Here is a 9,553-nt window from a genome sequence, read left to right on the forward strand (position 1 = left end):
AAGTGGTGCGTAACATCCGGCCCCGCCGGCGCGTGTACAGAGAAGAAGCAGTTCTCGTGAGTACGCGAAGAGACGGACGGGGGCCATGACAGCAGGATCCGAGGATGCGGACGCGTTCGACGCGTTCTACGCGGCGACCGCCAAGCGCCTGATCGCGACGGTCTATGCGGTGACGGGGGACCTGGGTGAGGCGGAGGACGCGGTACAGGAGGCGTTCGTGCGGGCGTGGCAGCGCTGGGACAAGGTGACCGCGGAGGGCGACCCGCTGCCCTGGGTGCGGACGGTGGCCGTACGACTGGGGATCAGTACCTGGCGCAGGACGCGCAGCCGGGTGCGGGCGCACTTCCGGCACGGTGCGGCCACCGATGTGCCGGGGCTCTCGGAGGACCGGGTGGCGTTGGTCGAGGCACTGAGGAAGCTGAGCGCTGACCAGCGGCAGGCCGTGGTCCTGCACCATCTGCTGGACCTCCCGGTGGAGGAAGTGGCCCGGGAGACGGGCATGTCGAGCGGCGCGGTACGGACCCGGCTCCACCGGGCCCGCAGAATTCTCGGCGAACGGCTCGCCGACACGATGCTCGGTGCCGAGCGGGAGGGGAGTGTCCACCGTGGCTGATGTGGAGGAACTGCTGGAGGGCGTCGCGGTGCGGCTGCCGGCCGCCGAGGAGATCCGCACGCAGGGCCGGCGGAGGCGGACCCGCAGCCGGGCGGTCCGGGCGGTGGCGGGTGCGGCCGTGCTGGTGACTGCCGGGGTGTGCGCCGTCGTTCTGCCGGAGTCCCCGGAGAGGGGGCACGGCACGGTCGCCGTCGCCCCGCAGAACCCCTTCCTGACGGATGGGGTGGTCCGGATGCGGGAGGCGGACGAACTGCCCGGGTACGCGCAGTGGCACTGGAAGGCGAACGAGGGTCTGCCGGACGACGCCGCACCGCAGGGCGGCCCGCTGCCGCAGGTGGGTCTCGACCAGGCATGCCCCGGTTCGTTCGCCAGGACGGACGAGCCCGGTCAGAAGCGGTACAGCCTGCAGTACCGGGGCCGCGACGACGCCCTGGCACAGCACCGCCTCGTCACGTACGACGACGCGGCCACCGCGCGCGAACAGCTGACGCTGCTGCGCGGTGCGATGACCGCGTGCGGTCTGACGTCCGCGCCGCCGACCGCGGACGAAGAGGGGACGGGAAGCAGCGCGTGGTCCGGCACGGTGAAGGACGGTCGCACGATGCGGGTCACCGTCCGGCGCTGGAATTCCTGGGTGTCGGTCGTCGAGGTCCTGGACGGCAGAGCCGCCCGCTGACGGATCCGTCCGGTCCGCACCCTGCTCACGGGTCCCGACCTGCGGGCAGCCGGGGCGGGCGGGGGCGGGTCGGGCTCAAGCCGCACGAAGCCGTCTGCATATGGACATGCAGACGGCTTGCTGGCTGAATGGATCCGTCGGTGCCGGATCCCGGCGCGACGGATCTACCGAGGGGACAGGATGAGCGGGAGCAGCCCGGCCGCACGGTTGCAGCAGCTGTTCGAGGGGCGCAGGCTCACGCCCACGCAACGGCGCATCGCGCACTCGATGGTGCGCAGGGCCGGCGACGCCCCGTTCCTCTCCAGCGTCGAACTGGCCGAACTGGCCGGGGTCAGCCAGCCCTCCGTCACCCGGTTCGCCGTCGCCCTCGGGTTCGACGGCTATCCCGCACTGCGCAAGCACCTGCGCGAGGTCGCCCCGGCCGGACCTGGCGAGGGCGGCGGGGAGGACACGTACAACGAGTACCAGCAGGCGGTGCTCGGCGAGATCGAGAACCTGCGCCATCTCGCCGAACTGCTCGCCGACCCCGGGCCGGTCGAACGGGCCGGAAAGCTGCTCGCAGCCTCGCGCCCGCTGCTCGTGCTCGGGCTGCGTGCCGCCTCCTCGCAGGCCCGGGGGTTCGGGTACTTCGCCGCCAAGGTGCACCCCGACGTCCGGGTGCTCGACGAGGGCGGCAGCACGCTGCACGACCGGATCGACGCGGCCCGGCGGGCCGGTGCCGGCGCGCTGCTCTGCTTCGCGCTGCCCCGCCACCCCCGCGAGGTCGTGGACACGCTGGCCTACGCCCGGGAGCAGGGGCTGACCGTGGTGTCGGTCGCGGACTCCGCCTTCGCGCCGGTGGCCGCGCACAGCGATCTGCTGATCCCCGCCGCCGTCGGAACGGGGCTCGCCTTCGACACGGCCTGTGCACCCATGCTGCTCGGACGGGTGCTGCTGGAGGCCATGTGCGACGACCTGCCCGACGCGCAGGCCAGGCTGGAGGAGTTCGACGCGCGGGCGGCGGCGCGGAGCCTTTTCGTCGAGTGAGCCGTCTCGTGTCTTGGTGCGGGTGCTCCGCGGGGCGCTGTGGCCCGGTGGGTGGGGGTCCGGGGCCCCTCCGGGGTGTCTCCTCGGACGACGAACGTTCTGCGGGTACGCGACGGACCCGGGTCGATGTTCGTCGTCCTGCGGGGGACTCCCCTGCACGGCCCCGGACCCGGCCGTGCAGCGTCTGCGGCAGTCGTATGGCCGGTGTGCAGACACAGGCGATGCAGGGTGGGGCCGTGCAGGGGGGCCCGCAGGAAATGGCGTACGACCCGGGTCCTTCACGGAGCCGGGTGATCACGCCATTTCTGAGGAGACGCCCCGGAGGGGCCACACCCCCACCCACGGGGTGGCGCGCACCCCGCGGGGGACCCGCACGAAAGCCCGTCCGGCGATTGAGGACGGAACCCCGCACCCCGCGGGGACCCGCCCCCGCTGAGTCGGGGTCAGACCTCCAGGTCGGCCTCGATCCTCTTCAGCTGATGGCGGGCCATGGCCAGGTTGGCCCGGCTGGAGTCCAGCACCAGATAGAGGAACAGGCCGTTGTTCCCACGGGTCTTGAGCAGCCGGATCAGGTGGTACTGGGTGCCCAGGGTGATCAGGATGTCCTCGATCTCGTCCTGGATGCCGAGGTGTTCCATGGTGCGGAGCTTGGCCCGTACGACGTCGGTGTTGCCCGCGGCCGCGACCTCCAGGTTGAAGTCCTTGCCGCCGCCGAGGGTGCCCAGTGCCATGCCGCTCGTGTAGTCGACGAGGGCGACACCGGTGGTGCCCTCGATGGACGACATCGCTTCCTTCAGTGACGCTTCGGTGTTCGCCATGAGTGCTCGTTTCCTTTCCCTGACCGGTCGGGACGACCGGTTCCGTTTCTGGGTCATGCGGGGCTCGTGCGGGTCATGTCGTGCGGTGCGGCAGCGGGCCGGGCTGCTGCGGGGTGCGGGGCACCGGCCCCCGGATGCCGGGTGCGGGCTGCGGGGCGCGCTCCAGGGCGGCGTCGACGAGCTCGCCGATCCGGGAGCCGGACCTGCGGCCCTCGAGATGGAGCCGGCCGACGTTGATGCGGTCCTCGGCGAGCAGGGTCAGCACGGCGGAGGAGCCGGCGGCGTACGTCGCGATGTATCCCGTCTCGCCGCGTACGAGCAGTTCGCGGAAGCCGCCGCGGCCGGTCGCGTCCGTCATCCGGATCGAGACGCCCAGGGCGGCCGCGGTCAGGGCGGCGACGCCCTCCGCCTCCACTCCCGGGGTGTCATGGGCCAGGACGAGTCCGTCGGTACTGGCCGCGAGTGCGCCGGAGAGGAGCGGAACCCGGGCCCGTAACCGCTGGAGCTCGGCCAGGACATCCTGCACTTCGGCCTCGGGCACCATCAGCTGTCTCCTCCCGGCACGCTGTCTGAGCGCGCGTATCACAGGGCCTCCAATGCGTCTCGGAGCCGGCGCAACAGGGCGACGTCGGGGTCGGCCGTGACCTCGGGAAGCGTGATCCGGCCGGCAGCGGACGGGTCCGCCGTCTCGCGTACCGCCGCGACCAGTCCCGCGGCCGCCAGCCGCCGCAGGTCGACCAGGGTGTGGAACGCCGACCTGCCCAGTTCCTGCGCGATGTCCGTCGCGGTACGCACCCCGTCCACGCGCTCCAGTACGCGGCGCTGGCGCGGCGGCACGGGGGAGTCGGCCGGACGGCCGGTCCGTACGAGCGGGGCGCTGTCGGTCACCGCCTCGGGCCAGATCCGCTCCAGCAGCTCCCGGCGCCGGAGGGTCTCGCGCTGCACGGCGTCCACGGGTACGGGACGGACCGGGCCGATCCAGTGGGCCACCCCGTAGCGGAAACGGGCCGGGGTCCGGGTCGGGGCGAGGGCGAAGAACGCCGCGTCGTACAGGGCGCCCAGGTGGCACAGCTCCAGGGCGCCGCCCGGCACCCTGCCGCTGTCCACGAGGTAGCGGCCCACTCGCTGCCCGGCACCGGCCTGGGCGACCGCGTCCCACCATCCCTCGCGGTGCAGTGAGCCGCCCCGGGTGAGCAGGACGTCGATGCCGGGGGTGGCCGGGCTCTCGGCGTGCACCACCTTGCCGTCGGCCAGGTACAGGGTGCCGCGGTCGCGCATCAGGGCACCGGTGGCCCGTTCGGTGGCGAGGCGCTGGAGCATGGGCGAGGGGACGGCGCCCGGGACGGGGGTGGTGGTTCTCATGCGAGGACCAGCCGCTCGGCCATCTCGCCCAGCCGTATCCGGGCCAGGGCCAGATTGCCCTCCGCGCGGTCCAGCCACAGGTGGAGGAAGACGCTGCTGTCGAAGTCCGTCTCGACGAACCGGAGGATGTGGTAGCCGGCGCGGGTCGTGACGATGACGTCCTCGACCAGCGGGGTTCCCGTCACGTCCGTACCGGGCGCGGCGGTCGGCGCTTCAGGTAAGCCGGCCGCGAAGGCGGGCTGTTCGGCCGCCATCCGTGCCACCTCCGCCGTCTCCGCGGCGGTGGCCTCGTGATCGCCGTTGGGCGAGTCGCCGATGGTGCCGAGGGCGAGACCGCTCGTCCAGTCGACCACGGCGGCGCCACGGGCACCGGGCAGTCTCATGACGTCGAGCAGGCACTCGTCGATTCCGGGCACGCGGACTCCCCTCCGACGCTGCGTGCGGCTGTGACCCTGAGATTACGCAACGTGCTTACTCCAGGTGGGAGTTCTGGCATTTTCCATAGGTACATGCGCCTCGTACGGTACGGAGGCGTATGCGGGTGGCCGGATGTCTCCGGCCACCGTTGACGGATTCGGCCAACCGCTCACCGCTCGGTCTTCGGCGGTCCGGGGCGGTGGCGCACCCTCCGGATCGCGCCGGCGCACGGCTGGGCTGCGGCGTTCCGGGAGGTGGGGCGCAGGAGGCGCCCGTGCCGGGCGTGCCGGGCGGACGGCAATACGCGCCGGTCGGCCGCAACCCCTAAAACGCAACTCCATGTATACGGAATTGCGTCAGAGTTCTTGAGTCGATTGACGCCCGTCGAGATGGCCTATTAGTATCGCACGAAGGTTCGGTTAGCCTTGCGCTCACCCCGACGAATGAATTGGTCCAGGCAAATGGTTTCGAATTGGACTAAAGGTGGGGGGCTCGGGGGTGCGGGCCGGAGAAGCGTTCTCGATCAATGGGGGATTCGGTGCGCCAGTTCTACGGTAAGGATCTCGTCGGCATAAGAAGACCCTGGCGGGTATGGGCTGCCGGAGGTATTGGTAATTGTCCGGATACAGCACTGTCCGAGGCAGGTCTGAACGGTGTCCTCCTTCCTCGTCCCGGGGGAGTCGCAGGGCACCTTTTTTCATGCACGGCATCCACGGGGGCGGAGCAGTGTACTTCTCAGTACTAGGGGTCATAGAGGTCTATGAGGGCCGGCAGTGCGTGCTGCGGCCGACCGGCGTGATGCAGCAGACGCTGCTGGCCGCGCTGCTCGTGTCGGGGGGAGCTCTCGTCACGGTCGAGGCCCTGGTCCGGGAGCTGTGGGGGAACACGCCACCCGCCAAGGTGGAGAACGCCCTGCAGGCCCAGGTGAGCAGGGTGCGCCGCAGCCTGGGTGCGCTGGAGCCGACGGGTGCGGGACCGCGCGTGGTCAGCAGCCCCTCGGGGTACCTGTTCAGGGCCGACCGCTCGGAAATCGATGCCTACGTTTTCCTGGATTCCATCGAGGATTTGCTCGAGAAAGAGGAATCCATCAATCCGCGAACCGGAATCGAGATACTCCGGGGAGCTCTTTCCCTTTGGCGTGGTCCGGTTTTCGGAGGGCTGGCCGGGGGGCCGATCTGTCAGGCGGCAACGGCCAAGTGCGTGGAATCCCGTCATTCGGCCCTGACGCTCCTCTACGAGCTGGAGCTCAAAGTGGGCAGGCATGCGCAGGTCCTTCCTGAGCTCGCGGAGCTCTACGCACAGAACCCCACCCACGAGAAGTTCTGCATGCTGCTCATGCGGGCGCTCTACCGGACGGGACGTCAGCGCGACGCACTCGATGTGTACCGTGCCTGCCGGCGGAATCTCGTGGAGAACCTCGGCATCGAGCCGACGCCGGCGTTGAGGCAGTACGAGAAGGCCATTCTCACGCATGACCCACTGCTGACCTAGGGCCTCTCGTCCGGACCAAGCCGGGCCCGCGGGGTCCGGACGAAAGGCCCTGGCCCGAGCCGGCCGGCCTGCCTGCCCGCGCCTCGTCGTAGCGGTGCAGGACGAGAGCGGCGATCTCAGGGGCGTCGCCCAGTACCGGAGCCAGCAGGTCCGCCGACGACGCCTCGCGCGCCACCCGGTCGGCCAGCATTCCGGGTGCCACGAAGCAGGGGGAGACCACCACCTGACGGATGCCGTCCGCACGCAGGGAGCGGACGGCATCCGCCGTGCCGGGAGGGGCGGTGGAGGCGAACGCGGGCCGCACGGCGCACCAACCGGTGTGCCGCCACTCCCGCGCGATTGCTGCGACATCCGCGTTCGCCTCCGGATCGCAGCTGCCCGCGGTGGCGAGCACGATCCCGGTCTTCGAGCGGTCCCCGGCGGTGACCCCGGTCTGTGCGAGGCGGCGCTCCAGAGCCGCGATCAGCAGGGGGTGCGGGCCCAGCACCCGTGACTGCCGCAGGGACAGGTCCGGGCGGCGGGCCGCGCACTCCCGCAGCAGGGCCGGACAGTCGGTCCCGGCATGGAAGGCCTGAGTGATCAGCAGCGGCAGTACCACGGCCGAGCGCACTCCCTCGTCGTACAGCCGCTCCAGCGTCCGGACGGCGCCGGGAGCGCAGTGGTCCAGGAAGCCCGCGGCCACCCGCAGCCCCGGACGCTGTGCCCGCACCCGCCGGACGAGTGCGCGCACCGTCGCCCGGTGGCGCGGGTCGCGGCTGCCGTGCGCGATCACCGCCAGGGCGACCGGCCACCGCCGTGGCGCGGCACCCGCCCGGCTCATACGGACCTCTCCAACAGTCCGCGGCTGCGCAGCACATGACGTTCGACCGGGGAGAACACGAGGAGCTCCACTCCGATGCCGACCCCCAGGATCAGCACGATGACGCCCATGACCAGGGGCATGTCCTGGTAGGCCCGGCCGGTCTCCAGCAGCTGGCCCAGACCCACACCCAGGTCGGGTGAGGAAGCGATGAGTTCGGCGGCCATCAGGGAGCGCCAGGAGAAGGCCCAGCCCTGCTTGAGACCGGCCACGTACCCGGGCAGCGCGGCCGGCAGCAGGACATGACGGATCCGGCTGAGGCCGTGCGCGCCGATGACATGCCCCGCTCGCAGATAGAGGGGAGGCGTCCGGTCGATTCCGGCGATGAGCCCGTTGGCGATGGACGGGACGGCACCGAGCAGGACCACGGCGTAGATGGTGGTGTTGCTGAGGCCGAACCAGATGATCGCTGCCGGGACCCAGGCCACCGAGGGCAGGGACTGCAGCCCCGAGAGGATCGGCCCGATCGCCGCCCGCAGCCACGGTGTCTGGGCGACGAGCAGTCCGAGCGGTGTGCCGATGGCGAGGGAGATCGCGAAGCCCGTCCCTCCGCGCGACACGCTCTGCCAGACCACGTCGAGGATGGTTCCCCTGCGCCATTCCTTGGCGAGCGCCTCCCAGACGTCGAGCGGCGGGGGAAGCTGGTACGTCTCCTTGAGGTGCAGGGCGACGGCCAGTTGCCAGAGCAGCAGGACGAGCGCGACGGAGACGAGCGGCGGGAGCACCTTGCGCAGCAGGACGGTGCGGAGCGGCGTGCGCGCCGTCTGCGGACGGGCGTCCAGCGCGTCGAGTCCGGCCTCCAGACGGGCGAGTCCGTCCGTACCGTCGCTCTCCCCTGCGCCGGCCCGGCCGGGGCCCGGGAGATCAGTGCCGGCCATGGCGGCGGATCTCCCTTCGCAGGTGGTCGGTGATCTCGGCGGACAGTTCCGCCACGGCGGTGTCCTCGATGCGACGCGGATGCTCGATGTCGACCGTCCACTCGCGGGCGATCCGGCCGGGCCGGGACGTGAGCAGTACGACCCGTTGGGCAAGACGTACCGCCTCGCGCACGTTGTGGGTGACGAAGAGGACCGAGACCCCCGTCTCGCGCCAGATCCGGGTCAGCTCGTCGTGCAGCACGTCCCGGGTGATGGCGTCGAGCGCGGCGAACGGCTCGTCCATCAGCAGCAGCCGGCTCTCCTGAGCCAGCGCCCGCGCCAGTGCGACGCGCTGGCGCATCCCGCCGGACAGTTCGTGCACCCTCTTGCCGTGCGCCCCGTCCAGCCGGACGAGGGACAGCAGGCGGTCGGCCTTCTCCCGGCGCTCGCCGCGCGGCACTCCGCGCAGTTTCAGGGCGAGTTCGATGTTCTTGCCCGCGGTGAGCCACGGGAAGAGCGCGTGCTCCTGGAACATGAGGGCGGGGCGGCCGTCCGGAACGCTGAGGGTGCCCGAGGTCGGTTCGTCGAGCCCGGCGACCAGATTCAGCAGGGTCGACTTCCCGCAGCCGGAGGCCCCGAGCAGCGTGACGAACTCGCCCGGTGCGACGTCCAGCGAGACGCCGTCGAGCACCGGCTGCGCAGGGGAGCGGCCGAAGGACTTCGAGACGAGGGACAGGCGGGCCGCGTACGCCGTGGTCTCGGTGCTGCCGTCGGGGGTGGTGGACGTGGACAGGGCAGTGATCATGAGGGAATCTCCGTACGAGCTGCGGAAGGGGGGTTACTCGACGCCGAGCCCCGTGTCGTCGACGGGGTGGAGACCCCGGTCGCGCAGGACCCTGTTCAGCGGTCGCAGGTCGTAGATCCCCTTCAGGTCCGGGACCTCGGTCATCCCGCCCGCACCGCGTGCTCGGTCTGGATCCGCAGCGTGGCGGCGAGGGGGTCGTCGAGGACGGTCACGTCGTCGAACGCGTGGTGGAGCACCGGCACGGGGAGCTTCCTTCTTCGCCCCGGGGCGTGGCGCCGGGCCCGAGACCGAACCCTTCGCGGCCTCGGAGCCGCAGGCGCCGACGGCGGCAGCGGGGAACGCCGCCATGAGCCGGAGCGCGGAGCGGCGTGTTCCGTCACGGGTCACGACTGGGCTTCCTCTTCCCCGGCGGTGAAGGAGGCGCCTGCCATGCCGGCCGAGAGTGTGGTGCCGTCGGCCGGGGCGATGAGCAGGAAGGAGCCGGTGTGGCGGGAGTCGGCGTAGGCGTCGAGTGCGAGGGGTTCGGCGGTGCGGACGACGACCCGGCCGATGTCGTTGGCGACGAGCTGCCCGGGCGCCGGGTGCTGGGAGAGGTCGTCCAGGGTCAGCCGCGAGGGGATGTCCTTGAC

11 protein-coding genes and 1 pseudogene are annotated in these 9,553 nt (G+C 71.4%); 4 read left to right on the forward strand and 8 right to left on the reverse strand.

What is annotated here, in order from left to right:
• Window positions 1-85: 85 nt before the first annotated feature.
• The 3 genes from ACIOEW_RS23850 to ACIOEW_RS23860 all read left to right on the forward strand — a co-directional run bounded on the left by ACIOEW_RS23850 (window position 86) and on the right by ACIOEW_RS23860 (window position 2,315).
• Window positions 86-613, forward strand: coding sequence for a SigE family RNA polymerase sigma factor (locus ACIOEW_RS23850; RefSeq protein WP_362542925.1), 528 nt, complete (start codon window positions 86-88; stop codon window positions 611-613).
• Window positions 606-1,289, forward strand: a complete 684-nt coding sequence (locus ACIOEW_RS23855) for a hypothetical protein (protein WP_362542928.1) — start codon at window positions 606-608, stop codon at window positions 1,287-1,289. The genes ACIOEW_RS23850 and ACIOEW_RS23855 overlap by 8 nt, the downstream gene beginning before the upstream one ends.
• Window positions 1,290-1,469: 180 nt before the next feature.
• Complete coding sequence (locus ACIOEW_RS23860; RefSeq protein WP_362542931.1) at window positions 1,470-2,315, forward strand: MurR/RpiR family transcriptional regulator; 846 nt, start codon at window positions 1,470-1,472, stop codon at window positions 2,313-2,315.
• Window positions 2,316-2,758: 443 nt separating this feature from the next.
• Here ACIOEW_RS23860 and ACIOEW_RS23865 read toward each other — a convergent pair whose 3' ends face one another.
• From ACIOEW_RS23865 to ACIOEW_RS23880, 4 genes are all read right to left on the reverse strand, one after another.
• Entirely contained in the window at window positions 2,759-3,133 is a 375-nt protein-coding gene (locus tag ACIOEW_RS23865; protein ID WP_362542934.1) for a hypothetical protein, read from the reverse strand.
• A gap of 73 nt (window positions 3,134-3,206) precedes the next feature.
• Window positions 3,207-3,677: a roadblock/LC7 domain-containing protein gene (locus tag ACIOEW_RS23870; protein WP_362542937.1), complete on the reverse strand. Its 471-nt coding sequence runs from the start codon at window positions 3,675-3,677 to the stop codon at window positions 3,207-3,209.
• A gap of 38 nt (window positions 3,678-3,715) precedes the next feature.
• Window positions 3,716-4,495 carry a transcriptional regulator gene (locus ACIOEW_RS23875; RefSeq protein WP_401965753.1) on the reverse strand — a complete coding sequence of 260 codons (780 nt, stop codon included), beginning with the start codon at window positions 4,493-4,495 and terminating at the stop codon, window positions 3,716-3,718.
• A complete protein-coding gene (locus tag ACIOEW_RS23880) occupies window positions 4,492-4,911 on the reverse strand; it encodes a hypothetical protein (RefSeq protein ID WP_401965755.1) in 420 nt (139 codons plus the stop codon). Before ACIOEW_RS23880 ends, ACIOEW_RS23875 begins: the two co-directional genes overlap by 4 nt.
• 700 nt (window positions 4,912-5,611) lie before the next feature.
• Between ACIOEW_RS23880 and ACIOEW_RS23885 the strand changes: the two genes are divergently transcribed.
• Window positions 5,612-6,403: a BTAD domain-containing putative transcriptional regulator gene (locus ACIOEW_RS23885; protein WP_401965756.1), complete on the forward strand. Its 792-nt coding sequence runs from the start codon at window positions 5,612-5,614 to the stop codon at window positions 6,401-6,403.
• On the opposite strand, the gene ACIOEW_RS23890 is transcribed toward ACIOEW_RS23885, so the two are convergent.
• The 4 genes and pseudogenes from ACIOEW_RS23890 to ACIOEW_RS23905 all read right to left on the reverse strand — a co-directional run.
• Window positions 6,378-7,223, reverse strand: a complete 846-nt coding sequence (locus ACIOEW_RS23890) for a sirohydrochlorin chelatase (protein WP_401965758.1) — start codon at window positions 7,221-7,223, stop codon at window positions 6,378-6,380. The genes ACIOEW_RS23885 and ACIOEW_RS23890 overlap by 26 nt on opposite strands.
• Window positions 7,220-8,140 carry an ABC transporter permease gene (locus tag ACIOEW_RS23895; protein ID WP_362542951.1) on the reverse strand — a complete coding sequence of 307 codons (921 nt, stop codon included), beginning with the start codon at window positions 8,138-8,140 and terminating at the stop codon, window positions 7,220-7,222. The genes ACIOEW_RS23890 and ACIOEW_RS23895 overlap by 4 nt, the downstream gene beginning before the upstream one ends.
• Entirely contained in the window at window positions 8,127-8,924 is a 798-nt protein-coding gene (locus ACIOEW_RS23900; RefSeq protein ID WP_401965760.1) for an ABC transporter ATP-binding protein, read from the reverse strand. Before ACIOEW_RS23900 ends, ACIOEW_RS23895 begins: the two co-directional genes overlap by 14 nt.
• A 383-nt stretch (window positions 8,925-9,307) precedes the next feature.
• Window positions 9,308-9,553, reverse strand: a pseudogene (locus ACIOEW_RS23905) (hypothetical protein); the annotation flags it as partial.

This window comes from Streptomyces sp. NPDC087901 (assembly GCF_044742205.1).
In the GTDB taxonomy this organism is placed as follows: domain Bacteria; phylum Actinomycetota; class Actinomycetes; order Streptomycetales; family Streptomycetaceae; genus Streptomyces.